This is a genomic window from Micromonospora sp. HB375, from assembly GCF_017872985.1.
GTDB lineage: Bacteria > Actinomycetota > Actinomycetes > Mycobacteriales > Micromonosporaceae > Micromonospora > Micromonospora chalcea.
On sequence record NZ_JAGGJO010000001.1, the window covers coordinates 5,170,838 to 5,194,350 of the forward strand.

Here is a 23,513-nt window from a genome sequence, read left to right on the forward strand (position 1 = left end):
TCGCCGTCAACTTCATGATCGACGGGGTGGGTGGGGTGTGGGTTAGAAGGCCACGGCCTGGGCTCGGCGTTTGACCTCGCGGGCCAGGTCGCCGCCGAGGGCCACTGCGGGGGTGCCGGGAAGCGACGGGTCCTCCCGGTAGAGCCAGCGCAGCGCCTCCTCGTCGTCGTACCCGGCGTCGGCGAGCAGGTTGAGCACGCCGGGCAGGTGCTTGAGCACGGTGCGGTTGGCCACCAGGTCGGCCGGGACGCGGCGGACGCCGTCGCGGCGCACCGCGAGCAGCTCGCGGTCGCGGATCATCTGGTGCACCTTGCTGATCGACAGGTCCAGGCGCTCGGCCACGTCGGGCAGCGTCAGCCAGCCGGCCGGGTCGGCCGGTCCGGCCAGGTCGGCGCCGGTCTCGGCGGGTACGGAATCGGTCACCCGACCACCCTGCCACGTGCCCGCCGGATCCGGTGCACGGCACCCCCCGACCTGCGCCGGAGCGCGCCGGGCCACCGGTGTCCCAACCCGGCGGTAGCATCCTGTTCTACGTTCACCCTTCCGACACATAGACTGCCTGCCGATGGACACACAGGTCGCCGACACGTTGCTGGGCTCGCTGATCGAGGGGCGCTACCGCATTCGCGGTCGCGTCGCCCGTGGCGGCATGGCGACCGTGTACACCGCCACCGACGAGCGCCTGGAGCGCACCGTGGCGGTCAAGATCATTCACCCGACCCAGGCGCCGCAGGCCCGGGCCCGGATGGCCGGGTTCGTCGAGCGGTTCACCGACGAGGCGAAGACGATCGCCCGGCTCACCCACCCGAACGTGGTGGCGGTCTACGACCAGGGCATCCACGCCGGCCTGCCGTACCTGGTGATGGAGTACGTGCGCGGCCGCACGCTGCGTGACGTGCTCGCCGAGCGCCGCCGGCTGAACCCGGACGAGGCGCTCGCGATCACCGAGCAGGTGCTCGCCGCGCTCGCCGCCGCGCACCGGGCCGGCCTGGTGCACCGCGACGTCAAGCCGGAGAACGTCCTGGTCGCCGAGGTGCCCGCCGGTGGCAGCCGGGACCTGGTCGACAGCGTGGTCAAGGTGGCCGACTTCGGGCTGGCCCGGGCCGTCGAGGCGAGCGCGGAGGACGAGAACGGCAACCAGCTCATGGCGACGGTGGCGTACGTGGCGCCGGAGCTGGTCACCCAGGGCCACGCCGACCCGCGCACCGACGTCTACTCGGCCGGCATCGTGCTGTTCGAGATGCTCACCGGCCGGGTGCCCTACGACGGCGACCGCCCGGTGGAGGTCGCCTGGCAGCACGTCGACCGGGACGTGCCGGCCCCGTCCACGCTGGTTCCGGCGCTGCCGCCGGCTGTCGACGCGCTCGTCGCCCGGGCCACCCGGCGCGACCCGGCCGCCCGTCCGGCCGACGCCGCGGCGCTGCTGACCGAGGTGCAGGCGGCCCGCGAGGAACTGGGCAACCCGCACACGCACACCACTGTCCTGCGTCAGCTCAGCGACGACACGGCGGTGCTGAGCCAGCCGACGCAGGTGGTGGCCGCGCTGCAGCCGATCGAGCGCCCGTCGTGGGCCCGGCTGCCCGAGGGCGCCGCCACGCAGCGCCCGCACCGCCGACGCGCCGCCGAACCGGAGGGGGTGGGCGCCCGGTTCGCCGCCCTGCGTACCCGGATCATGGGTTCGCCGCGCGGCCGGCTGGCCGTCGCCGCGGCGGTCGTGGTGCTCGGCCTGGTCGCCGCCGTCGGCGGCTGGTGGTTCGGCGTGGGCCGCTACACGGTCGCGCCGCAGATGGTGAGCCTCACCAAGGCCGAGGCGGAGGCGCAGGCCCAGCGCGGTGGTTTCACGCTGCGCTACGCCGACCCCCGGTACGACGAGAACGTCCCGAAGGACACCGTGCTCGGGCAGGCGCCGGGCTCGGCCGCCCGGATCGTCAAGGGCGGCACGATCACGCTGACCCTGTCGCTCGGTCCGGAGCGCCTGCCGGTGCCGGACGTGGTGGGCAAGGACTTCGCGCTCGCCCAGGTGGAGCTGGAGGGTCTCAACCTGGTCGCGGCCAAGGGCAGCTCCCGCTACGACGACGCGCTGCCGGCGGGTGTCGTGCTGGCCACCGACCCGAAGGTGGGCACTGAGGTCAAGCCCGGGGCCAAGGTGACGCTGATCCTCAGCAAGGGCCGCGCCCCGGTGAGCGTGCCCGACCTGGTCGGCAAGAGCCTCACCGAGGCGCGCGCCATCCTCGCGCGGCTCGGGCTCAAGCCGGTGGAGAACGTCAAGGAGTCCGACAAGCCGAAGGACGAGATCCTCGGCCAGAGCCCGGCCGACGGCACCGGTGTGGAAAAGGGCGCCCAGGTCAAGCTGGAGATCAGCAAGGGCCCGCCGCAGGTGGCCGTGCCCCGGGTGGTCGACATGCCCTGCCAGCAGGCCAAGCAGACGCTGGAGAGCCAGGGCTTCCCGGTCAACATCCAGCTCAACCCGAACGGCATCGTCCGGATCCAGAACCCGGCCGAGAACACGCCGGTGCCGCCGGGCACCACGATCACTGTGACGTGCCTGTGAGCGCGGCGAACGGGTGCCGGCCGGTGGGGTCGCACACCCCCACCTCCGGTGGCCTGGCGCGGGCGGCCCTGCCGTACGCGGATGCGGCCGAGTCCGAGGTGGTGCAGGTCTACGTCTCGAACTCGCGTGGCTGGGCGCTGCCGGCCGGTGACCCGGCGCAGGACGCGCTGTTCCGCGACGGCTGCGCCGAGCGTGGCCTGCCCGTGTTCATCCACGCGTCGCTGCTGGTCAACCTCGGCTCCCCCACCCCCGCGACGGTCACCAGGTCGGCGGAGACGCTCGCCCACGCGCTGCGGCGGGGCCGGGCGATCGGCGCCGAGGGCGTGGTGTTCCACGCCGGCAGCTCGGTGGACGCCGGGCACGCCGAGGCGGCCCTGCGGCAGGTCCGGGAGTCGCTGCTCCCGCTGCTCGACGAGACCGCGGCCACCGGCGGGCCGATGCTGCTGGTCGAGCCGAGCGCCGGGGGCGGCCGGTCACTGGCGTCCCGGGTCGAGCACCTCGGCCCCTACCTCGACGCGGTCGACCGGCACCCGATGCTGGGCGTGTGCTTCGACACCTGTCACGCCTGGGCGGCCGGGCACGACCTGGCCGCCGAGGGCGGCATGACCGCCACGCTCGACACGCTGGTCGCCACGGTGGGCGCCGACCGGCTGCGGCTGGTGCACGCGAACGACTCGAAGGACCTGTGCGGCTCCACCCGGGACCGGCACGAGAACATCGGCAAGGGCGCCATCGGCGAACCGGCGTTCGCCGAGCTGATGCGCCATCCGGCGACCGCCGGCGTACCGGTGCTGGTGGAGACCCCGACGGAGAAGCACGTCGGCCACGCCGCCGACATCGCCGCCCTCAAACGCCTGCGCCCCTGACACAGCCGTTTCCTCCCGCCCTCGCCACGGCGTTGCCGGAGGGTCAGGCGCGCAGGGCGGTGTCGAGGATGGTGGCGGCGCTGTCGATCTGCTCGTCGGTGACGTCCAGGTGGGTCACCAACCGGGCGGTACGCGGGCCGAGCACCGAGATCAGCAGACCGGCTTCCCGCGCGGCCGCCGCCAGCGCGTGCGCGTCGAGAGGGTGCTTGGTCAGGTCCAGCGGCACGATGTTCGTGCGCACCACCGACGCGAGCACCCCGTGCGGGGCGACCGCCTCGGCCAGCCGGGCCGCCTTCGCGTGGTCCTCGGCGAGCCGCTCGACGTGGTGCGCCAACGCGTACCGGCCGGCGGCGGCAAGAATGCCGACCTGCCTCATGCCACCGCCCATCCGCTTGCGCAGGACCCGCGCGCGGGCAATCTTCTCCGCGCTGCCCACCACCAGCGAGCCGACCGGCGCGCCGAGGCCCTTGGAGAGGCACACCGAGAGCGTGTCGAACAGCTCCCCGTACCCGGCCAGCGGCACCCTGTCCGCGACGTGCGCGTGCCAGATCCGGGCGCCGTCGCAGTGCAGCGCCACCCCGTGCTCGTCGGCGACCTCGCGCATGCGTCGCAGCATCGGCAGCGGGATCACCCCGCCGCCGCCCCGGTTGTGGGTCTGCTCCACCGCGATCGCGCGCGTGGGCACCGCGAAGTAGCCGTCCGGCCGGATCATCCCGGCGACCACGTCGGGGTCCAGGTCCGCGCCCACCGCCGGCCACGTCCGCGAGGAGATCCCACCGTACGCGGCGGCGGCCCCCACCTCGTACGTGACCACGTGCGCGTCGGCGTCGCAGAGCAACTCGTCGCCGGGCGGCACGTGCAACTGGAGCGCGATCTGGTTGGCCATCGATCCGCTCGGGGCGAACAGCGCCGCCTCGTGGCCGAACAGCGCGGCCACCTCCGCCTCCAGGGCGGCGACTGTGGGGTCCTCGCCGTAGACGTCGTCGCCCACCTCGGCGGCGGCCATCGCCTCCCGCATCCCCGGCGTCGGCCGGGTCACGGTGTCCGTCCGCAGATCGATCAGTTCACCCACTGTCATCCCTTCGGCTGCCGACTGCGGGGCTCGCAAGCTCACTCCTCGCGTCAGCCACGGAGCATCTCCGCCACCAGGAACGCCAACTCCAGCGACTGCTGGGTGTTGAGCCGGGGGTCGCAGGCGGTCTCGTACCGGTCGGGCAGGTCGAGGTCCTCGATGCCCTGGGCGCCGCCGAGGCACTCGGTGACGTCCTCGCCGGTCAGCTCGACGTGCAGGCCGCCCGGGTGGGTGTCGAGGCCGCGGTGCACCTCGAAGTAGCCGAGCACCTCGTCCACGATCCGGTCGAAGTGCCGGGTCTTGTAGCCGTTCGAGGACTCGTGCGTGTTGCCGTGCATCGGGTCGCACTGCCAGACGACCTTCGCGCCGGCGGCGGTGACCTTCGCCACGATCGGCGGCAGCGCGTCGCGTACCCGGTGGTTGCCCATCCGGCTGATCAGCGTGAGCCGGCCGGGGATGTTGTCCGGGTTGAGCTTCTCGCAGAGCTCGATCGCCTCGTCCGGCGTGGTGGTGGGGCCGAGCTTGACGCCGATCGGGTTGGCGATGCGGGAGATGAAGTCGATGTGCGCGCCGTCGATCTGCCGGGTCCGCTCGCCGATCCAGAGGAAGTGCCCGGACAGGCCGTACGCCTTGTGGTCGGAGATCCGGGTCAGCGCCCGGTCGTACTCCAGCGCCAGCGCCTCGTGCGAGCAGTAGAGCGTGACGGTGCGCAGCGCCTCGTCGTCGGTCATCCCGCAGGCCCGGATGAGGGCCAGTGCCCGGTCGATCTCGCGGGCGATCGCGTCGTAGCGCTCCCCGGCCGGGGACTGCCGGACGAAGTCCTTGTTCCAGTCGTGCACGGCGTGCAGGTCGGCCAGGCCGCCTGCCAGGTACGCCCGGAGCATGTTCATCGCGGCGGCCGAGTTGGCGTACGCCCGGATCATGCGCTGCGGGTCGGCGACCCGCGCCTCCGGCGTGGCCTCCAGCGAGTTGATCATGTCGCCGCGGTAGGCGGGCAGCCCCCGGGCGTCGGTCGGCAGGGACCGGGGCTTGGTGTACTGGCCGGCCACCCGGGCCACCTTGACCACCGGCAGTGACGCGCCGTACGTGAGCACGATGGCCATCTGGAGCAGCGTGCGGGCGTTGGCGAGCAGGTGGCTCTCGGTGTTGTCGGCGAACGTCTCGGCGCAGTCACCGCCCTGGAGCAGGAACGCCTTGCCCTCGCAGACCAGGGCCAGCCGCTGCCGCAGCTGGTCGACCTCGTAGGGCGCGACCACCGAGGGAACCGTGTCCAGCACCCGGCAGACCTCGGCGACCTGGGCCGGGTCGTCCCACGGCGGGGTCTGCGCGCGCGGCAGCTCCCGCCATCGGTCGAGGCCGAGGGCCGCGTCCTCGGCGGAGTCGGCGGTCGGGCGGCTGGTCTGCAGGCCAGGGCTGCCCACGGCGGGGTGACTCAGCTGATGCCACTCATGGCGCATGGAGGAAAGCGTACGGCGACCGTCGCGATCACTCGCCGCCGAGGGGCATGGTTCCGGTCACTGGGAGGAGACCGGCGAGGGCCGCGCCGCCGGCGGCGGCTCGGACGGGTCGGCCGTGCGGTCGCCGGGAACCTCGCCGGAGATGCACCAGTCCGCCCCGTTACGGGTCACCGTGAACAGCAGGGACCGGGTGGCCTTGCGAGATCCGGCGGCCACCGTGACGGAGGCGCTGACCTCCTGCCCGTTCGGGCCGGAGCGGACGTCGGTGATCGTCGCGTCGGGCACCGTGAAGTGGTCGGCGAAGTCGCCGTTCGGGCCGGTGGCGGCGGCGTCGAAGGCGGCGTGCATGGGCGCGCAGAGCTGGCTGCGGCCGGCGTCGGCGTCGCGGGCGGTGAGCGCGTCGAGGTACGCCTGCACGCGCTCCCGGCTCTTGGCCGCCGCCTCCTCGGCGGGCGCCCGGCCGCTGGGCGCGGTGGCGGCGCCGTCCGGGCCGGAGCCGCAGGCGGCCAGCGCCGGCGTGAGCGCGAAGGCGAGGGCGAGCGCGGCGAACCGGCCGCGGTGGCTGCGATCCATCGGTCCTCCCGTCGCGTGGACTCGTCGAGCGGCGAGTGTGCCACACCCGGCCCGCGCGGCCGGGTGACTCCCCATCCTGACCCGGATCGGCGCGCGCGGCCAGGGCGGCACGCGGGCGGGGAGGGGCCGGTACGGCCCCTCCCCGCCGGGTGGGTGGTGCGTCGGCCCTCGGCTCAGCCGAGACCGCCCTTGATGGCGCCGATCAGCTCACCGTTGCTGGTGTCACCGGAGAGCTCCCAGAAGAACGCGCCACCGAGGCCCTGGCTGTTGGCGTAGCTCATCTTCCCGCCGATGGTCGCCGGGGTGTCGTAGCTCCACCAGTTGCTGCCGCACTTGGCGTACGCGGTGCCGCCGACCGTGCCGGTGGCCGGGCAGCTGTTCTTGAGCACCTTGTAGTCCTCGATGCCGGCCTCGTAGGTGCCGGGGGCCGCGCCGGTGGCACTGCCGCCGGGCGCAGCCTGGGTCACGCCGGTCCAGCCGCGTCCGTAGAAGCCGACGCCGAGCAGCAGCTTGCTGGACGGTACGCCCTTGGACTTCAGCTTCTGGATCGCCGCGTCGGACCAGAAGCCCTGCTGCGGGATGCCCGAGTACGAGTAGAGCGGCGAGTGCGGCGCGGTCGGCCCCTGGGCGTTGAAGGCGCCGAAGTAGTCGTACGTCATCGGCATCAGCCAGTTGAGGTTCGTCGCGGCGCCCGCGTAGTCGGTCGCGTCGATCTTGCCGCCGTTGCTGCCGTCGGCGGTGATCGCCGCGGTGACCAGGAAGCTGGAGCCGAACTTGCTCCGCAGCGCCGAGACCACGTTCTTGAAGGCGTTCGGGCCGCTGCTGTCGCACTGGAGGCCGCAGGCGTTCGGGTACTCCCAGTCGACGTCGATGCCGTCGAAGACGTCCGCCCAGCGCGGGTCCTTGACCAGGGAGTAGCAGGAGTCGGCGAACGCGGCCGGGTTCTGCGCGGCCTGGGTGAAGCCGCCGGACCAGGTCCAGCCACCGAAGGACCAGAGGACCTTCAGGTTCGGGTACATCTTCTTCAGCTTGCGCAGCTGGTTGAAGCTGCCGCGCAGCGGCTGGTCCCAGGTGTCGGCCACGCCGTCGACGCTGTCCGCGGCGGTGTACGCCTTCTCGTAGTCGGCGTAGCTGTCCCCGATGCTGCACCGGCCGCCGGTGGTGTTGCCGAAGGCGTACAGGATGTGGGTGAGCTTCGCGGCCGAGCCGCTGGTGTGGATGTTCTTGACGTGGTAGTTGCGGGCGTAGACGCCCCACTCGGCGAAGTAGCCGACGACCTTCTTGCCGCCGGGCGGCGGCGTGGTGGGCGGCTGCGTGGTCGGCGGGGCGGTCGTCGGCGGCGCCGTGGTGGGCGGCGCGGTGGTCGGCGGCGCCGTGGTCGGCGCGGTGGTCGTCGGCGTGCCGCCGCCGGTGCAGGTGCCGCCGTTGATCGTGCAGCTCACCGGCGCCTTGTAGCCGCCGGTGCCGTTGTAGCCCCAGCTGAAGCTGGCGCCCGGGGCGAGCGTCGCGGCCCAGCTCTTGTTGACCGCCACGTAGCGGTCACCGCTGCGGGTGATGTCGGCGTCCCAGGAGCTGCTGATCGAGGTGCCGGAGGGCAGCGTGAACTCGATGCGCCAGCCGTTGACGGTGGAGCTGGTGCCGTTGGTGACGGTCACCCGCCCTTCGTGGCCGGTCCCCCAGTCCTGCACCTTGGCGAAGGTGGCGGTGACGCTGCCGGCGGCCGACGCGGTGGTCATGGGCACCGCGGCGACCGCGAGCGCGACCACGGCGCCGGTGGCCCACAGGGCCCGGCGGAGCGATCTCTTCATACGGCGTCCCTCCAATAGTTAGGAAAGTTTCCAAATTGATTGCTGAGACGCTACTCACGCCGTCACCACTTCGTCAAGATGTAGATGCGTCGATTTCACGGGTGGCGCGGGACGGTCCGCGTGACGGCCCGTAGCCTCGTCACATGACCGTTTTCGACGTCCAGATCGACGCCCTCACCGGCGGACCGGCCGACCTCGGCCGCTACCGTGGCCGCGCCCTGCTCGTGGTCAACGTGGCCTCCCGCTGCGGCCTCACCCCGCAGTACGCGGGCCTTCAGGAGCTCGCCGACACGTACGCCGGGCGCGGGCTCACGGTGCTCGGGGTGCCGTGCAACCAGTTCGCCGGCCAGGAGCCGGGCAGCGCCGCCGAGATCGAGGAGTTCTGCCAGGTCAACTACGGCGTGACGTTCCCGCTGACGGAGAAGGTCGACGTCAACGGCCCGGACCGGCACCCGCTCTACGCCGAACTGGTGTCCACGCCGGACGCCGAGGGGCACACCGGCGACGTGCGCTGGAACTTCGAGAAGTTCCTCGTCGCCCCGGACGGGACAGTGGCCGCCCGGTTCGCCCCGCAGGTCACGCCGGACTCGCCCGAGCTGCGCGCGGCGATCGAGAAGGTCCTGCCGGCCTGACGGGCACACCGCCGCCGGGCACGGCGAAGCGGCACGCCCCCGCGGGGAGGCGTGCCGCTGCCGCGGACCGGGTCAGCCGGCGGCGGACCGGAAGACCGGGTAGTAGCCGCCGGACTGCCCGGCCGCCGTCGGGTGGTACGACTTGCTCAGGCTCAGCACGTTGAGCGCGTGCAGCCACTTGGTCCCGCCGCTGCACAGCTGGTGGCCGACGAAGATGGAGCGGACGTCGGCGAATTTGAAGCCGGCCGAGACGGCGGCCGTGCGGGTGATGTCGTCGAGCAGGTTGATGCCCTCGTTGATCTTCGCCCGGGACGTGGCGCTGAGCCCGACGCAGGTCGTGCCGAGCTGGTAGAAGACCGGGTAGCCGACCACCACGACGCGGGCCGAGGGCGAGCGGCTCTTGATGCCGTTGTAGACGTTGGCGAGCCGGCCGGGCATCGAGGTGCGGGCGACGTTCATGGCGGACTGCACTGCCGCCACGCACTGGGTCTCCCCCTGGAGCACACAGGTGCTCATGATGTTGGCGAAGCCCACGTCGTTGCCGCCCACGGTGACGCTGACCAGCGTGGTGGTCGAGGAGAGCGCGGAGAGCTGGCTGTTGATGACGTCGGCCGTGGTGGCGCCGGAGCAGGCCACCGATCGGTACGACGCCGGCTTGATGTTGGCGTTGTAGAGCGCCGGGTAGGCGTTCGTGCTGCGTAGGCAGTTACCGCTCTCGGACGTGTAGCTGTCGGCGCCGACGCCGGAGGCGTACGAGTCGCCGAGCGCGACGTAGCGGTCGGACGGGGCCGCCTGGGCGGGGGCGGCCAGAGACAGAGTGACCCCGACCGAGGCGGCCAGGGTCAGGGCGAGGGTGGCAAAACGGGATCTCCGCACGTCGCACTCCTGGGGGCGTGAAGTGGTGGTGAGAGATAGATATCAATAAGATCACGGCGCATGGAAGATCACCGATTTGCGGTTCAGCGCGCATAGCGACTTACGCCTACAAATCGTTGCCGGTCTCGCGGAGCGGGATGAAGGATTGTTCCGCCGGGAACGTCAGGCGCATCGCCGGGTCGGCGGTCTCCCGGAAACCCAGGGCACGGTAGAGCGGCCGACCGGCCGCCGAGGCCCGCAGGTCGACCCGGCGCACGCCCCGGTCCCGGAACCAGGCCAGCAGTGCGCTGCGGCCAGCCACGGGTCCGGCTCGGCCAGCCAGGCGCGCAGATTGTCCCGGGCCACGTCCTGCCAGCGGCCCGGCGGCGTCGGCGCGCCGCTCATTCCGGCGAGCATCAGCCCGCGCAGCCGCACCAGCTCGTCGGCGTCGGACGGCACCGCCCGGCGCGCGTCACCCACAGGCCGGCTCAGACCGGACGGCGGCCGGCGAATCCGCACTCGACCCGGTGGTACCACCGGATGTCGGTGTCCCCCTCCAGCCAGCACCACAGCACCGCCCGGCCGTCGCGCTCACCGGGGAAGTCGAGCAGCACCGGGGCGATCCCCTTGACCGCGATGTCGTGCTGGTGGAACTCGTCCACCACCACGTGCAGCCGCGCCTCCAGGGCCTTCACCTCGGCGAGCCCGCCGAGCGCGCTGACGCCGTGGTCGGCCAGATCGACACGCAGCTCGGCCAGGTCGGCCCGCAGCCGGATCAGCTCGTCGACGCGCGGCCGCAGCGTGGCCACCAGGTGTCGCGCCTGGGCGAGAGTGAACACCGGGCCAGTATGCGGCACGACCGGTGTCGTCCGGGTCACCGCTCACCCGCACGTCGACCGTCGGGGCCGGGACGAGACGGTGCGCCTGGAATGGCCGCGGGAGACCAGACGACACCGGCAGCCTCCCGCACCTCGGCCTGCCAGGCGCGCAGGGCCCGCTTGATGCGGTCGTTCTCGTCCCGGGCGTCGTCGAGCAGCCGGATCCGCTCCCCCAGTTCGTAGGCGAGCCGGTGCAACAGCGCGTCGACGTCGTCGGTCCGGTAACCGCGCCGCCCCAGTGACGTGCGGGGCAGCTCGACGGCGCTGAGCCGGTCCGCGGTGAGCGGGCCGGCCAGCGCGTTGCGGCTGTGATAGACGCCCATCAGACGCCGAACCCGTCGGGCAGGTGGATCCGCTCGGCCGGCACCCCACCGGCGAGCAAGCGCAGCCGCGACCCGGCCACCATCAACGGTGGCCCGCACAGGTAGACCTCCTGGCCGGGTCGCCAGTGGTCGAGCGCGACGGTGAGCGCATCACCCTGCTCTCCCGCCTCCGCCACCGGATCGTGCGAGAACGCGGGCACGACGGTCAGCCAGTCGTTGCTGCTCTGAAGCTTGTCGAGGCTGATCGGGTCGTAGAGGTCGGCGAGGGTACGGGCGCCGACCACCACTGTGACCCGGCGACCGGCCGGCGCGGCGGCGACCTGCTCGACCAGGGCGCGCAGCGGCGCCAGCCCGGTCCCCCCGGCGACGAGCAGCAGGTCCGCCTTCGACGCCGGGTCGAGGGTCAGGCCGGTCGACCGGGGCGGGCCGAGCCAGATCCGGTCACCGGGGCGTACCCGGTGCACGAGCGTGCGGGAGACGGCGGCGACGGCACGGACGTGGAGTTCGATGGTGCCGTCGGCGCGCGGAGCGTTGGCCGGCGAGTACCAGCGCCACCGGCCGGGCCGGCGCTCGGCGCAGACGGGCAGCGCCTGGCCGGGCCGGAACGTCAGGCGGCGCCAGGGGCGCACGGTCACCACGGCGATGCCGTCGGCGGCCCGGTCGTGGTCGACGACCTGCGCCGGCCACCAGGGCGGGCCGTCGTCGGCCTGCTCGACCGCACGGCTCACCGCCGCCGTGGCCCGCCGGGCGGCCCCTGCCCAGGCCGCCACCAGTTCCGGTGTCAACCTCGCCTGCCGGGACACCGTCGCGACGAGCGCGGCCTCGACGGTGAGCTGGTGCGGCAGCAGCCGGTAGCGGCGACAGGCCCGGCCGAGCACGGTCAACAACGCCGCCCGACCGGCCGGGTCGTCGCCACCGCTGACCAGCCGTCCGAATGCGGCGAGGAACACCGCCGCCTCCCGCTCCGGCAGCGTCCCGGGGCAGCGCTCCTCGACCGCGCACCAGAAGTGGTCGGCTGCCTCGCGGGCGTACCGCATGGTGACGGACCACGACGCGGCGAGGGCGGCGGTCACCAGCCGGCCTCGTCCGAGAAGGCCCGCCGGGCCGCTGTCACCGAGCCTGCCGGCACGTCGAGCGCCCAGAGCACCCCGGCCAGGTAGTCGACCACGCGGCGGTGCTGCGCCTCGGTCAGGCCCAGGCCGCGCCATGCCTCGGCCGTTGGCCGGGCGATGTCGCCCGCCGGTCCGCCGAGCGCCACCGTGAGGGTGAGCGCCAGGTGTCCGGCGAGCCGGGCCCGATCAACCCCGACGAGGTACGGCGCCAGCTCCGCGTCCGCCGCCACCAGCCGCAGCCACCGGGCCACCGCCTCACGCACCGCCGCCGACCCGGGCCAGCTCTCCGTCGGGTACGCCCCGAGCCCGGTCACGCCCACGGCCAGGCGCCCGGGTCGCCGGCGGCGACCAACTCGTCCACGCGCTCCTCGGTGAGCCCGGCCGCCTGCAATGTGCTGCGGCCCCAGCGGGCCAGCCGGCACGGATGCGGGACCCGCTCACTGCGGCACAGTGGACCCGCCGGCCACCGCTCCGGCACATGCACCGCCACCGCGCGTACGGCCAACACTACGTCCTCGTCGCTGACCGGGGTGAGTACCGGGAAGTCGTCCAGCACCGCCGCCATGAAGAGCCCTTCCGTCGAGAGTCGGAGCGGCACCGGGGCGGGCGGGGACGGCGGGCGCGCTCGGGTGACGCCCCGCCGGAGCCCAGCACCCGCCCCGGGCCATGCGTCCACCCTCGCCAGCTTGCGGCTCATCGGGTACGACTACGCTCTGCACTTGCGCTGTACCAGCTCTGAAGTCGAGTCGCTAAGCTGCTGGCAGCCGGTCTCGACGCACTCGGAGGCGAGCCGATGACGACCGTGCAGAAGTGGACCGGCCGGGAGACCCGGATGCTGCGGCACGCGCTGCGGATGAGCATCCGCGACTTCGCCGAGCACCTCGGCGTCAGCGAGCGCACCGTCTCGAAATGGGAGGCCGGCCGGGATGCGGTGCAACCCCGACCGGAGATCCAGGCCGCTCTCGACACCGCGCTCGCGCGGGCGGGGAACGAGGTTCATCGGCGATTCCGGTCAGGCTTGGGATTGGCCGATGCCGCCGAGCTGCGGCAAGGTGCTGCCGATATCCAGGCGGAAGGGAACGGTGGCACCTCAATAGCGGACGTCACGGCGGTTTTCCGCAATCGGGCGGAGCTCTCTGCGCACCTGCCTGCGGATCGCATCCTGGACGGCGCCCGAAAGGTTCGAGCGATGGGGCTCTCCCTGAACCTGCTGTGCCAGCACTACCCCGATCACCGCTGGCGTCAGCTCATCGAAGGCGGCGCACAGGTCCGATGCCTGTTCCTGGATCCTGACGGCTCGGCGATCCAAGCCAGGGAACGTGAGGAGAGCTTCCCGGCCGGCCAGCTCGCGGCACTGACGAAGCTCAACATCGAGACGATGTTGCGGGTGCGTGACCGCCTGTCGGGCGACATGTACGGCAACGTGCAGCTCGCCCTCTACGACGAGACGCTTCGGTTCAACGTGCTCCTCATCGACGACCTCTGCCTTGCCCAGGCATACCTGCCCACGAGCCGAGGGGTCGACTCTCCGACCTTCGTGATGCGACGCCGAGAACCCACGACGGGGTTGTATCCGGTGTATGAGCAGATTTTCGACTCTCAGTGGGAGCGGAGCCGGCAACTGTGACCTCGTACCGTGAGCTGCTGCCGGTCGCCCTCGATGCTGTTGGTCGGGCAGCCACCTTCATGCGCCGCCAGGCACCGGTCACCTCTACCAGTAAAGGCGACCGCGATCTCGTCTCGGATGTCGACTACGCGATTGAGCGAGACCTTCGATCGTTCCTGCGCGATGCGACACCCGGCATCGCCTTCCTCGGGGAGGAGGAGGGAGTCAGCGGCACCGGGGATTTGCAGTGGACGCTTGATCCGGTCGACGGAACGATCAATTTCGTGCGCGGTATCCCCTTGTGCGGCATCTCCCTCGGCTTACTCCACGGAACACGTCCAGCCCTCGGCGTCGTGGACCTACCCTTCCTCGGTGCTCGATACTGGGCCGCCGAAGGTTGTGGGGCATTCGCGAACGGCGATCCGGTCAAGGTGAGCGACACCACCAGCCTGGACGAAGCCGTCGTAGGGATCGGCGATTTCGCCGTCGGAGCGGATGCCGCGAACAAGAATCGGATCCGGCTGGCACTTATGGCGCGGCTTGCCGCGACGGTGCAGCGCGTGCGAATGAGTGGATCAGCCGCAGTGGATCTCGTCTGGTTGGCGGAGGGGAAGATCGACGCCGCCATCACCCTCTCCAACCACACCTGGGACATGACAGCCGGGGTGGCCATCGCCCGTGAGGCGGGAGCCGTCGTCGCCGACATCAGTGGGGCCGAGTACAGCGCCGAGTCGACGACTACCCTCGCGATCACCCCTGGGCTGGTCGGTCAGATGTTGCCGCACCTGCGGGAGAACGAGACGGCGTGAGCCGATGACGACTGTGGCAGAGGTCGCCCTGGGCGCTCGCTCTGACGTCGTCGTGAGGGGGCCACATGGACATCGATGAGGCGAAATGCGAGGTGCGTGAGACCATTTGGTCACGGTTGGAACAGGCTGCTCAGGCGCTACCCCCTGGCGCGTACAGGCGCATCCCCGACTTCATTGGAGCCAAGCGGGCCGCAGAACGGCTTACGGCGCATGACGCTTGGCGCAGCGCCCGCATCATCAAGTCCAACCCGGACAAGGCTCAACTTCCGGTGAGGCTGGGAAAGCCTCAGCTCCCAGAAGATCGGCTCCATTCCGGTCCTCAGGGCATCAGCCGCTGTTGATTGAGTGGCACCAGAACGATCCCACACAGGTCACGAGGGCCTGTCGTGACTTTCTCCGGTGAGCTGTCCGCCGGCATCGGTCGACGGACCGTCAGGACTGGACGCGTTCCGCCTCCTGCACGAACGTGTCGCTTCGCCGCGCGCCCATCCGGTCCAGCTCGTCCAGCACCGCCCCCACCCCGTCCGCACCCACCAGCACGGTGACGCGCAGCCGGGCCGACAGCGGCTGGTCCTGCCAGTAACCACGCGGCAGCAGGCTCGCCTTCGGTGTCGTCGTCGCCACGGCGGCGTCGCTGACGATCACCGAGATCGCGCCCGCGCGCAGCAGCGCGTCGCGCAGGTCGGCGCTGTTCGCCGCCGGGTCCGGTTCCAGCAGCGCGGTGACCACCCGTACCCGCTGGCCTGGTGGCACTGCTGGTTCGCCGGCCGGCGCCGCCGCGGCACGGCGGCGGGGCGCGCCCGGCGCGGTCAGGCTGGTGACCCCGCCCAGGTGGTACGCGTCGGCGCCCTGTTGCGCCTGGTCCAGGCGTTCCTGATCGGCCGGCGGCACACGCAGGCCGATGAGTGCCTGCACCCCGGCGGCGATCAGCCAGGTCAGGACGAACGAGAACGCGACCACGCTCACCACGCCGACGAGCTGGCGCCACAGCAGGCCGCCCCCGCCGCCGAGGAACAGCCCGTCCGCGCCGAGCGGGTTGACCCCGCGGTTGCCGAACAGGCCGAGCAGGAGCGTGCCGAGCATGCCGCCGACGAAGTGCACGGCGAGCACGTCGAGCGCGTCGTCGAGGCGCAGCAGGTACTTCAGTTTCAGCGCGAAGTGGCAGACCAGGCCGGCCAGCGCGCCGATCGCGACGGCCGAGGCCGCGTTGACGTACCCGGCGGTCGGGGTGACAGTGGCCAGGCCCGCGACCGCGCCGGAGACCGCGCCCACGACGGTGCTGTGTCCGTCGGTGACGCGCTCCAGCGCCAGCCAGACGAGCATCGCCGCGGCGGCGGCCAGGTGCGTGTTGAGGACGGCCTGCGCGGCCAGGCCGTTGGCCTGGAGGCCGTCGCCGCCGTTGAAGCCGAACCAGCCGAACCAGAGGATGCCGGCGCCGACGATGGTCAGCGGGATCGAGTTGGGTGGCGCGGCGGTGTGCGGCCAGTCCCGGCGCCGGCCGACGACGAGCAGGACGGCGAGGACGGCGGCGCCGGCGCTGGCGTGCACGACGAGCCCGCCGGCCCAGTCCTGGGTGCCGAACTTCGCCAGCCATCCGCCGGGATGCCAGAGCCAGTGCGCGATCGGCGCGTAGACCACCACCGACCAGACCGCGAGGAACAGCACCCAGCCGCCGAAACGCAGCCGGCCCGCGGTGGCGCCGGTGACGAGCGCCGGCGTGATCACCGCGAACATCATCTGGAACAGTACGAACGCCAGCGTCGGGATGGTGATCCGGCCGTCGACCACGTGCAGGTTGGGCGCGGGCGGCACCTTGAGGTCGGCGAGCCCGAACAGTTCCAGGTTGCCGAACAGTCCGCTGCCGGCGTCGTCGCCGAAGGCGATGGTGTAGCCGACGAGCACCCAGGTCAGGCTGACCACGCCCAGCGCGATCATGTTCTGTTGCAGCATCGCCAGCACGTTGCGGGTGCGGACCATGCCGCCGTAGAACGCGGCGAGCCCCGGTGTCATGAACAGGACCAGGCCGGCGCAGACGAGCACCCAGGCGGTGTCACCCGCGTTCGGAGCGGACACGGTTTCCCTCCTTCTCTCGCAGGTGGACGGAGTCGCGGACGGTGTGCAGGAAGGTGTCCTTGACCCGTTCGTGGTTGGGCACCGGCGCGAAGTGCCGGTCCGGCAGCAGCAACAGCCAGGTGGCGATGTTGAACGGCCCGGTGAGCACCGGGATGCCGAGCGGGGTGAGCATGGTGGTCAGCGCCATCTGCACGAACAGCGTCAGCGCGATACCGAACAGCGTGTAGACGGTGACCAGTGCGCCGGGACGGTGCGCCACAGCGCCCACCACGATCGCGGTCAGCACCGCGTTGAAGGCGAACAGCCCCTTGTCCAGGGACGCGCCGTCGGCGCCGAACCAGAGCGCCAGCAGTGTCGCGCCGACGGCGCCGATCACCGCGAACAGCGCCGACCACCGGGAGTTGATCAGCAGGGCGATGAGGATGAGCAGGCCGGTGACCCAGCTCTCGATCAGGTAGACCTGGGACACGCCCTTGAAGAAGACCGGGATGAGGCCCCAGTCGAACGTGCCGCCGGTCAGGGATCCCTCACCGGGGAACTTCGGGGTCAGCTTGGTGAGCACCGTGAACCTGTCGAACTGGTACGCCGCCATCAGCAGGAACCAGGTCGTGAGTACGAACGGGAACGTGTAGGCGGTCAGGTTCCAGCGTTTGAACACGGCGTTGAGGGCGAGCGTGACCACCACCGTGCCGATCGCGCCGAGCACGAGGTAGAGCCACATCAGCGGGCGCTGGTCGAGGAACGTGGGCACCGCGAGGCCGGTCAGCAGCGGGCTGAAGCCGAACAGGCCCTTGCGCCAGCTGGACATGTCGACCCGCAGCGCCAGCGCGGTCGCGGTGCCCACGACCAGGCCGAGCACGCCGCCGCCGAACACCCGGGGCGTCCCGTTCTCGAACGCGCCCCAGGCCAGCGCGATCAGGATGAGCAGGCCGCTGAGCGGATTGTTCTGGAGCACCACCTGCGCGGCGCCGCGCAGGCTCGCGTCGACGAATCCGACCGCCGGGTTCCGGTCGGCCAGCCGGTGCCAGCCACCTCCGATGTCGGCCATGCCGCTGTTCTCCTCGCCTCAACGCCAGCTGAAGACCGGCGGGAAGGTGCAGCCGGTCACCTCTTCGCGGGCGGCAGTGCAGAACGCGCGTACCGCGGCGCGGACCGGTTCGGTCTCCTGCCCGAGCACCTTGAACACCAGGCCGGCGTCGTTGGGCAGTCGGCTGACGGCGGTGGCCAGCGGCGTCTGCTCGTCCCACACCGGCGTCGCGGTCCGCTCGAAGACCCGGGCCGCCCGGTCCGGGTCGGTGAGCAGCACGACGTTGCCGAAGACGTGGAAGCGGTCCATCATGCCGATCCGCGTCACCGGGAACCGGCCGGGAGTGATGACGAACTTCTCCACGAACAACGGGCGTCCGTCGGGCCGGTGCGCCCGCAGCGTGGTGGAGAACAGGTCGTACGCGAAGATCTCGCCGTCGCGGTAGTACTTGCGGCCGGGCTGGAGCACCTCGGCGTACAGCATTGTCGCGGTCTCCGGGAGCCGGACCACGGTGTCGGAGACGAACCGGCTGCGCCGGAACGGGATCACCGGCTCGGGCAGGAACTCCAGGTAGGCATCCTCGGCCAGGGTGAAGCTCTGGGTCTGGGTGCCGTAGTTGGCGTCCATCTCCTGGATCTTGGTGGCGGCCTGGGTGACCAGGTGCGCCTGCGCGCCCGGCCCCAGGTCGACGTCGATGCTCAGCCGGTCGCCCTGGAGCACGCCGCCCGAGGTGGTGAGGATCATGACGCAGGGCAGGCCCGGCATCTCCTCGTCCCAGTACAGCGCGCGCTGCACCAGCAGCGGCGACTGCCGGAAGACGTCGCGCAGGATGGTCCGGTCCTGGTCCTCGCGCCACTCGAACCCCAGCCGGAGGATGCCCACCTTGCCGTTCGCGGCGGCCGGCAGCTGCGCCGGCTGGTCCTGGTACGGCGCGAGTTCCCGGACGGAGTCCAGAGTGGTCATGCCAGCACTTCGGCGTCGAACAGCGCGTTGCGGCGGACCAGGTCCACCAGGTCGTCGATGCCCTCGCCGGTCTTGCAGTTGGTGAACACGAACGGCTTGCCGCCGCGCATCAGCTCGGCGTCGCGGGCCATCACGTCCAGGTCGGCGTCGACGTACGGGGCCAGGTCGGTCTTGTTGATCACGAGGATGTCGGACTTGGAGATGCCCGGACCGTTCTTGCGCGGGATCTTGTCGCCGGCCGCCACGTCGATCACGTAGATGAAGTAGTCGACGAGCGCGGGGCTGAACGTGAGCGTGAGGTTGTCCCCGCCGCTCTCGATGAGCACGACGTCGCTGTCCGGGAACCGCGCCTCCATGTCCTCCACCGCCGCGAGGTTCATGCTGGGGTCCTCGCGGACGGCGGTGTGCGGGCAGGCGCCGGTCTCCACGCCGACGATGCGCTCCTCCACCAGCACGCCGGTCAGGGCGCGGCGGACGTGCTTGGCGTCCTCGGTGGTGACCACGTCGTTGGTGATGACCAGGATGCGCAGGCCCTGCTCGACCAGGCGGGGCACGACGGCCTCGATGATGGCTGTCTTGCCGCTGCCCACCGGGCCGCCGACACCGATCCGACTCGCTGATTTCATCTGATGAAGCCCTTCAGGTGGGTGAGCGCTCAGCTCATGAACATGCGTACGTGTGCGTGCTGGTGCGCGCCGGCCAGCACGTCGAGGTGCGGCGCGAAGCTCTGCATGTCGTCCAGCCCGGCGGTGCGCACCTCCTCGTAGTCCTCGCCGACCCGCTCGTTCACCGCGAAGAGGATCGACTGGGTGTCGAGGTGGTCCACCCGCATCAGCCGGACCGCCGCGCCGAGCACCATGGAGGCCGCGCCGTACTGGTGGGCGGCGAACGCGTCCGCCTCGCCCACGCCGAGTTCGGCGAAGAGCACGCCGAGCGCGACCGGGTAGGTGACCGGGACGCCGCCGCCGCTCTCCGCGACGCGCTTGCGCAGCAGGGACTCCCCCACCACCCGTTCGGCGGCCTCGGCCAGCTTGCGCCCCATGCGGACGGTCATTGTCCGCGTCTCCTCGTTGATCTTGCGCAGGTGTACGGCCTCGTCGGCCGCCCGGATCCGGTCGAGGTCACCGGCACGCGCGGCGCGGTGCGCCACGAGCAGCGCCACCCCGTCACCGGTGGCGGCGGCACGGGTGACCGTCCGCACGAACTCCTGCAACGTGGTCCGGTCGTGCACCGCACCCTGCTCGACCGCCGTCTCCAGCCCGTTGGAGAAGGAGAACGCGCCGACCGGGAAGACCGAGTCGCCGAACTGGAGCAGCTTCAGGGCCTCGGTCACCGTGGACACCCCGGCCCCTCAGTTCAGGTCGGCGGGCAGGTGCGTGTGCGGGGTCGAGTCGGCCCCGCCGAACAGCCGCCGCGACTCGTGCGGGGCCAGGTACGCGATGATCTCGGTGCCGGGGATGAACTCGTGGGTGAGGCCGGTGAACGCGTGTGTCCGCATCACCGAGTCCATGACCTTGCGGTCCACAGTCAGCGGGACGTACATCTTGGTGCCCTTCACCACCGCCGGCCAGTGCTGGTTGCCGATCGCGTGGCCGAGTTCGACGGCGGAACGGATCACCATGTCCAGCGACTCGCCGTGCAGCGTGTCGAGGTGCACGACCATCACCTCGCCGAGCGCGATCCGGGCCACCACAGCGGTCGCCGTGGCGTCGTCCCAGGCCAGCACGTCGCCGTCGCGCAGCCGTACGCCGCGGGCCAGGGACAGCGCCAGCTCGGTGCCGAGGCTCGTGGTCCGGCGCAGCCGGCTCTTCTGGGCGTCCCACTGGTCGAGGACCAGGTCGTCGACCTTGGCCTCCCGGAGCCGCTCGGTCCAGGCCGGCTCGTTCACGTTGCCGAGTACCGTTTCGACGAGCATGTGTTCTCCTTTCACGCGACCCCGCCGCCGGCCCGGCCGGGGGCGGGTGCCACGCCGGGTCAGCTGAAGAAGTAGAGCTGGCTGAGGGGGAGGTTCTTGGCCGCCGGCACGGTCGCGTGCACGCCGTCCATCTTCACGGCGAAGGTCTCCGGGTCGACCTCGAGCTTCGGCGTACGGTCGTTGCGCACCATGTCGCGCTTGGTCAGGTTGCGGCAGCCGTAGACCGGCATGACCTGCCGTTGCAGGCCGAGCTGTTCGGCCACACCGGACTCGTGGGCGGCCCGGGACACGAACGTCACGCAGTTCTTGGCGAGCTGGGAGCCGGTGGCGCCGAACATGGGCCGGTAGTAGACCGGCTGCGGGGTGGGCAGCGAGGCGTTCGGGTCGCCCATGATCGACCAGGCGATCATGCCGCCCTTGAGCACCATCTTCGGCTTCGTGCCGAAGAACGCGGGCTCCCAGAGCACCAGGTCGGCGAGCTTGCCCGGGCTGACCGAGCCGATGACGTGCGAGACGCCCTGGGTGATCGCCGGGTTGATGGTCATCTTGGCGACGTAGCGCAGGACGCGGAAGTTGTCGTTGGCGTCGGAGTCCTCGGCCAGCTTGCCGCGGGCGTTCTTCATCTGCCCGGCGAGCTGGACGGTGCGCAGCCAGGTCTCCCCCACCCGGCCCATGGCCTGCGAGTCGCTCTGCATCATCGAGATGACGCCCTCGTCGAGGAGCACGTCCTCGGCGGCGATGGTCTCGGTGCGGATCCGGCTCTCCACGAAGGCGACGTCCGAGGGCACCTTCGGGTTGAAGTTGTGGCAGACCATGATCATGTCGTACAGCTCGGACTGGCTGTTGATGCCGTACGGCACTGTGGGCGTGGTCGACGCGGGCAGGACGTTCATCTGGCCGGCGACCTTGATGATGTCCGGCGCGTGCCCGCCGCCCGCGCCCTCGGTGTGGAACGTGTGGATGGTCCGGCCCTCGAAGGCGGCGATGCTGTCCTCGATGTAGCCGCTCTCGTTGAGCGTGTCGGTGTGGATGCTGATCTGGACGTCGTACTCGTCGGCGACGGCCAGGCAGGACCGGATCACCGCGGGCGGCGCGCCCCAGTCCTCGTGGATCTTGAAGCTGGGCACCCCGGCCATGATCTGCTCGACCAGGGGCGCCCGGCCGCTGCTGTTGCCCTTGCCCAGCAGGCCGATATTGATCGGCAGGTTCTCGAAGGCCCGCATCATGTTGTGGATGTTCCACGGGCCGGGCGTGATGGTGACGCCGTTGGTGCTGTCGCTGGGCCCGGTGCCGCCGCCCCAGAGGGTGGTGACGCCGTTGCTGAGCGCGGCGTACACCTGTTGCGGAGTGACCAGGTGGACGTGCGCGTCGATGCCGCCGGCGGTCAGGATCAGGTGCTCACCGGAGATCGCGTCGGTGCCCGGTCCGGTCACCAGGCCCGGGGTCACCCCGTCCATGATGTTGGGGTTGCCGGCCTTGCCGATCCCGGCGATCCTGCCGTCCTTGATCCCCACGTCCGCCTTGACCACGCCGAGCAGCGCGTCGACGATTGTCACGTTGGTGATCACCAGATCCACCACGCCCTCGGCGCTGGTGGCCTGGCTGGCACTGCCCATGCCGTCGCGCAGGGTCTTGCCACCGCCGTACATCACCTCGTCACCGAGGACCCGCAGGTCCTTCTCGATCTCGATGTAGAGGTCGGTGTCACCCAGCCGGATCTGGTCACCCGTGGTCGGGCCGTACATTCCGGCGTATTCCTGCCGTGAGATCTGACTCATGCGTTATCGCTCCAGCTCTGGCGCGTCTGAGAGTGGCGGGCTACTTGCCCTTGCCCTTGCCTTGGTCCTGACCCTTGCCCTGGTCCTGGTCCTGCGACGTGGTCTTGAAGCCGCGCGTCTGGGCCTGGTGGAGCGCCTCGGCCCGGTCCGGCCGGTACCCGGGGATCGGCCCGTCGCCGGTCCAGCCCTGGACCAGTCCGTTGAAGCCGTACACCCGCTGGGAGCCGCCGTACGGGATCAGTTGCACTGTCTTGCGGTCGCCGGGCTCGAACCGGATCGAGGTCGTGGCCGGGATGTTCAGCCGCTTGCCGAACGCCGCCGGGCGGTCGAACTCCAGGAACCGGTTGGCTTCGAAGAAGTGGAAGTGGGAGCCGACCTGGATGGGCCGGTCACCGGTGTTGTGCACGACCACCTCGGTCACCGGCCGCCCGGCGTTGAGTTCCAGAGGTTGGTCGCTGAGCTTGTAGCCGCCGATGGGCCGAAGGTGCTTGGAGTTCGGTCCCGGGTGTTGCTTCGCCATGTCGCCCCCGCTCTGCCGGAGACCGTGGCCTCCGGTCGCTGCTCTACTGGATGGGTGAGTGGACGGTGATCAGCCGTGACCCGTCGGTGAAGACCGCTTCGACCTGGAGCATCGGGATCATGTCCGCCACGCCGGGGATCACGTCGTCGGCCGTGAGCACGTGGCTGGCGTCGTTCATGACCTCCTCGACGGTCTTGCCCTCGCGCGCGCCCTCGAGCGCCGCGGCGCAGATCACCGCCACGGCCTCGGGGTGGTTGAGCTTGACCCCGCGCGCCTTGCGGGCGTTGGCGACCATCGCCAACGAGTGGATCGTCAGCTTGTCGAATTCCTTCGGCGTGAGATGCACTTCGCGATCCCTTCGTCCGCACGCTTTGTACGGTTTCAGCTATTCCGTCACGGTAAGAGCGGTTTAGTCGCGCCGCAGCCGTTCAGGGAGATTTCAGGAACCGGCGTGCGCCCGCCGCCGCCGGTCGTAGTCGGCGGCGATCAGCGCGAACACGCCCGAGCGACCGAGCGCGTCGAGCAGGCTCAGGAAGAACTGCGTGATCAGGTACCCGGCGCCCCAGCGGCCGGCCGCGCGTCCGGTCGCCGCATTGCGAAGCGCCCTAAACCCTACATATGCGACATATAGTAGGTTCGCCGCGGCGGCCCGACAGCGAAACTGCCGGGGCTGCTCCTGCACACGAACGGGGGAC

26 protein-coding genes and 1 pseudogene are annotated in these 23,513 nt (G+C 71.2%); 5 read left to right on the plus strand and 22 right to left on the minus strand.

The features are described 5' to 3' along the window. Nucleotides 1-42: 42 nt before the first annotated feature. The gene (locus J3R08_RS22605; RefSeq protein ID WP_043329433.1) at nt 43-423 is read right to left on the minus strand and encodes an Rv2175c family DNA-binding protein; all 381 of its coding nucleotides are present in this window, start codon (nt 421-423) and stop codon (nt 43-45) included. 142 nt (nt 424-565) lie between these two features. On the opposite strand from J3R08_RS22605, the gene pknB reads away from it, so the two are divergent. Continuing rightward, nucleotides 566-2,551 (plus strand): Stk1 family PASTA domain-containing Ser/Thr kinase, encoded by a 1,986-nt coding sequence (gene pknB, locus J3R08_RS22610; RefSeq protein WP_064445208.1) that lies wholly within the window; start codon nt 566-568, stop codon nt 2,549-2,551. Next, nucleotides 2,548-3,417 (plus strand): deoxyribonuclease IV, encoded by an 870-nt coding sequence (locus J3R08_RS22615; RefSeq protein WP_209964370.1) that lies wholly within the window; start codon nt 2,548-2,550, stop codon nt 3,415-3,417. The genes pknB and J3R08_RS22615 overlap by 4 nt, the downstream gene beginning before the upstream one ends. Before the next feature lie 43 nt (nt 3,418-3,460). On the opposite strand, the gene J3R08_RS22620 is transcribed toward J3R08_RS22615, so the two are convergent. The 4 genes from J3R08_RS22620 to J3R08_RS22635 all read right to left on the minus strand — a co-directional run bounded on the left by J3R08_RS22620 (nt 3,461) and on the right by J3R08_RS22635 (nt 8,327). Then, on the minus strand, nt 3,461-4,480 hold the full coding sequence (locus J3R08_RS22620; RefSeq protein ID WP_209964373.1) for a low specificity L-threonine aldolase: 1,020 nt from the start codon (nt 4,478-4,480) through the stop codon (nt 3,461-3,463). A 59-nt stretch (nt 4,481-4,539) separates the two neighbouring features. Next, the gene (locus J3R08_RS22625) at nt 4,540-5,946 is read right to left on the minus strand and encodes a class II 3-deoxy-7-phosphoheptulonate synthase (protein WP_064445207.1); all 1,407 of its coding nucleotides are present in this window, start codon (nt 5,944-5,946) and stop codon (nt 4,540-4,542) included. Between the two features lie 57 nt (nt 5,947-6,003). Beyond that, a complete protein-coding gene (locus J3R08_RS22630; RefSeq protein WP_069089012.1) occupies nt 6,004-6,519 on the minus strand; it encodes a hypothetical protein in 516 nt (171 codons plus the stop codon). Nucleotides 6,520-6,692: 173 nt separating this feature from the next. Next, on the minus strand, nt 6,693-8,327 hold the full coding sequence (locus J3R08_RS22635) for a glycosyl hydrolase family 18 protein (protein WP_069089011.1): 1,635 nt from the start codon (nt 8,325-8,327) through the stop codon (nt 6,693-6,695). A 143-nt stretch (nt 8,328-8,470) separates the two neighbouring features. Here J3R08_RS22635 and J3R08_RS22640 point away from each other — a divergent pair, with 143 nt between their 5' ends. After that, nucleotides 8,471-8,959: a glutathione peroxidase gene (locus J3R08_RS22640; RefSeq protein WP_064445204.1), complete on the plus strand. Its 489-nt coding sequence runs from the start codon at nt 8,471-8,473 to the stop codon at nt 8,957-8,959. A 72-nt stretch (nt 8,960-9,031) separates the two neighbouring features. Here J3R08_RS22640 and J3R08_RS22645 read toward each other — a convergent pair whose 3' ends face one another. From J3R08_RS22645 to J3R08_RS22675, 7 genes are all read right to left on the minus strand, one after another. After that, on the minus strand, nt 9,032-9,835 hold the full coding sequence (locus tag J3R08_RS22645) for an SGNH/GDSL hydrolase family protein (RefSeq protein WP_209962695.1): 804 nt from the start codon (nt 9,833-9,835) through the stop codon (nt 9,032-9,034). Nucleotides 9,836-9,941: 106 nt separating this feature from the next. Beyond that, the gene (locus J3R08_RS22650) at nt 9,942-10,136 is read right to left on the minus strand and encodes a hypothetical protein (RefSeq protein WP_064445200.1); all 195 of its coding nucleotides are present in this window, start codon (nt 10,134-10,136) and stop codon (nt 9,942-9,944) included. Nucleotides 10,137-10,302: 166 nt separating this feature from the next. Further along, entirely contained in the window at nt 10,303-10,653 is a 351-nt protein-coding gene (locus tag J3R08_RS22655) for a DUF2203 domain-containing protein (protein ID WP_018785307.1), read from the minus strand. Between the two features lie 35 nt (nt 10,654-10,688). Next, nucleotides 10,689-11,015 carry a DivIVA domain-containing protein gene (locus J3R08_RS22660; protein WP_209962696.1) on the minus strand — a complete coding sequence of 109 codons (327 nt, stop codon included), beginning with the start codon at nt 11,013-11,015 and terminating at the stop codon, nt 10,689-10,691. Further along, the gene (locus J3R08_RS22665) at nt 11,015-12,088 is read right to left on the minus strand and encodes an FAD-binding oxidoreductase (RefSeq protein ID WP_231915394.1); all 1,074 of its coding nucleotides are present in this window, start codon (nt 12,086-12,088) and stop codon (nt 11,015-11,017) included. Before J3R08_RS22665 ends, J3R08_RS22660 begins: the two co-directional genes overlap by 1 nt. Then, nucleotides 12,085-12,441, minus strand: a complete 357-nt coding sequence (locus tag J3R08_RS22670; protein WP_069089129.1) for a hypothetical protein — start codon at nt 12,439-12,441, stop codon at nt 12,085-12,087. Before J3R08_RS22670 ends, J3R08_RS22665 begins: the two co-directional genes overlap by 4 nt. Continuing rightward, the gene (locus J3R08_RS22675; protein ID WP_209962698.1) at nt 12,438-12,692 is read right to left on the minus strand and encodes a hypothetical protein; all 255 of its coding nucleotides are present in this window, start codon (nt 12,690-12,692) and stop codon (nt 12,438-12,440) included. Before J3R08_RS22675 ends, J3R08_RS22670 begins: the two co-directional genes overlap by 4 nt. Nucleotides 12,693-12,920: 228 nt before the next feature. On the opposite strand from J3R08_RS22675, the gene J3R08_RS22680 reads away from it, so the two are divergent. Both J3R08_RS22680 and J3R08_RS22685 read left to right on the plus strand, forming a co-directional pair. After that, nucleotides 12,921-13,754: a DUF5919 domain-containing protein gene (locus J3R08_RS22680; RefSeq protein WP_209962699.1), complete on the plus strand. Its 834-nt coding sequence runs from the start codon at nt 12,921-12,923 to the stop codon at nt 13,752-13,754. After that, entirely contained in the window at nt 13,751-14,542 is a 792-nt protein-coding gene (locus tag J3R08_RS22685; protein ID WP_069089009.1) for an inositol monophosphatase family protein, read from the plus strand. Before J3R08_RS22680 ends, J3R08_RS22685 begins: the two co-directional genes overlap by 4 nt. A gap of 432 nt (nt 14,543-14,974) precedes the next feature. Here the strand turns inward: J3R08_RS22685 and J3R08_RS22690 are convergent, their stop codons facing one another. From J3R08_RS22690 to J3R08_RS22735, 10 genes and pseudogenes are all read right to left on the minus strand, one after another. Further along, the gene (locus tag J3R08_RS22690; RefSeq protein ID WP_209962701.1) at nt 14,975-16,615 is read right to left on the minus strand and encodes an ammonium transporter; all 1,641 of its coding nucleotides are present in this window, start codon (nt 16,613-16,615) and stop codon (nt 14,975-14,977) included. Further along, nucleotides 16,593-17,663 carry an urea transporter gene (gene yut / locus J3R08_RS22695; RefSeq protein ID WP_209962703.1) on the minus strand — a complete coding sequence of 357 codons (1,071 nt, stop codon included), beginning with the start codon at nt 17,661-17,663 and terminating at the stop codon, nt 16,593-16,595. The genes J3R08_RS22690 and yut overlap by 23 nt, the downstream gene beginning before the upstream one ends. Before the next feature lie 18 nt (nt 17,664-17,681). Continuing rightward, nucleotides 17,682-18,605: an urease accessory protein UreD gene (locus J3R08_RS22700; protein ID WP_209962705.1), complete on the minus strand. Its 924-nt coding sequence runs from the start codon at nt 18,603-18,605 to the stop codon at nt 17,682-17,684. Continuing rightward, a complete protein-coding gene (gene ureG / locus J3R08_RS22705) occupies nt 18,602-19,231 on the minus strand; it encodes an urease accessory protein UreG (protein ID WP_013287653.1) in 630 nt (209 codons plus the stop codon). The genes J3R08_RS22700 and ureG overlap by 4 nt, the downstream gene beginning before the upstream one ends. A gap of 29 nt (nt 19,232-19,260) precedes the next feature. Then, nucleotides 19,261-19,938: an urease accessory protein UreF gene (locus tag J3R08_RS22710; RefSeq protein ID WP_223201363.1), complete on the minus strand. Its 678-nt coding sequence runs from the start codon at nt 19,936-19,938 to the stop codon at nt 19,261-19,263. Nucleotides 19,939-19,956: 18 nt separating this feature from the next. Next, a complete protein-coding gene (gene ureE / locus J3R08_RS22715) occupies nt 19,957-20,520 on the minus strand; it encodes an urease accessory protein UreE (RefSeq protein ID WP_013475749.1) in 564 nt (187 codons plus the stop codon). Nucleotides 20,521-20,579: 59 nt separating this feature from the next. Then, nucleotides 20,580-22,298 carry an urease subunit alpha gene (locus J3R08_RS22720; protein WP_043329421.1) on the minus strand — a complete coding sequence of 573 codons (1,719 nt, stop codon included), beginning with the start codon at nt 22,296-22,298 and terminating at the stop codon, nt 20,580-20,582. 184 nt (nt 22,299-22,482) lie between these two features. Then, nucleotides 22,483-22,818: pseudogene (locus J3R08_RS22725) on the minus strand (urease subunit beta); the annotation flags it as partial. Nucleotides 22,819-22,861: 43 nt separating this feature from the next. Next, entirely contained in the window at nt 22,862-23,164 is a 303-nt protein-coding gene (locus J3R08_RS22730; protein WP_013287657.1) for an urease subunit gamma, read from the minus strand. Nucleotides 23,165-23,257: 93 nt separating this feature from the next. Beyond that, nucleotides 23,258-23,500, minus strand: a complete 243-nt coding sequence (locus tag J3R08_RS22735) for a hypothetical protein (RefSeq protein ID WP_209964531.1) — start codon at nt 23,498-23,500, stop codon at nt 23,258-23,260. Between the last annotated feature and the right edge of the window lie 13 nt (nt 23,501-23,513).

Excerpts from the sequence above, each read along its gene's own strand:
- yut (WP_209962703.1), bottom strand. The coding sequence starts at position 17,663 with ATGGCCGACATCGGAGGTGGCTGGCACCGGCTGGCCGACCGGAACCCG.
- J3R08_RS22700 (WP_209962705.1), bottom strand. The coding sequence starts at position 18,605 with ATGACCACTCTGGACTCCGTCCGGGAACTCGCGCCGTACCAGGACCAG.
- ureE (WP_013475749.1), bottom strand. The coding sequence starts at position 20,520 with ATGCTCGTCGAAACGGTACTCGGCAACGTGAACGAGCCGGCCTGGACC.
- pknB (WP_064445208.1), top strand. The coding sequence starts at position 566 with ATGGACACACAGGTCGCCGACACGTTGCTGGGCTCGCTGATCGAGGGG.
- J3R08_RS22720 (WP_043329421.1), bottom strand. The coding sequence starts at position 22,298 with ATGAGTCAGATCTCACGGCAGGAATACGCCGGAATGTACGGCCCGACC.
- ureG (WP_013287653.1), bottom strand. The coding sequence starts at position 19,231 with ATGAAATCAGCGAGTCGGATCGGTGTCGGCGGCCCGGTGGGCAGCGGC.
- J3R08_RS22660 (WP_209962696.1), bottom strand. The coding sequence starts at position 11,015 with ATGGGCGTCTATCACAGCCGCAACGCGCTGGCCGGCCCGCTCACCGCG.
- J3R08_RS22640 (WP_064445204.1), top strand. The coding sequence starts at position 8,471 with ATGACCGTTTTCGACGTCCAGATCGACGCCCTCACCGGCGGACCGGCC.
- J3R08_RS22630 (WP_069089012.1), bottom strand. The coding sequence starts at position 6,519 with ATGGATCGCAGCCACCGCGGCCGGTTCGCCGCGCTCGCCCTCGCCTTC.
- J3R08_RS22680 (WP_209962699.1), top strand. The coding sequence starts at position 12,921 with ATGACGACCGTGCAGAAGTGGACCGGCCGGGAGACCCGGATGCTGCGG.
- J3R08_RS22675 (WP_209962698.1), bottom strand. The coding sequence starts at position 12,692 with ATGGCGGCGGTGCTGGACGACTTCCCGGTACTCACCCCGGTCAGCGAC.
- J3R08_RS22635 (WP_069089011.1), bottom strand. The coding sequence starts at position 8,327 with ATGAAGAGATCGCTCCGCCGGGCCCTGTGGGCCACCGGCGCCGTGGTC.
- J3R08_RS22625 (WP_064445207.1), bottom strand. The coding sequence starts at position 5,946 with ATGCGCCATGAGTGGCATCAGCTGAGTCACCCCGCCGTGGGCAGCCCT.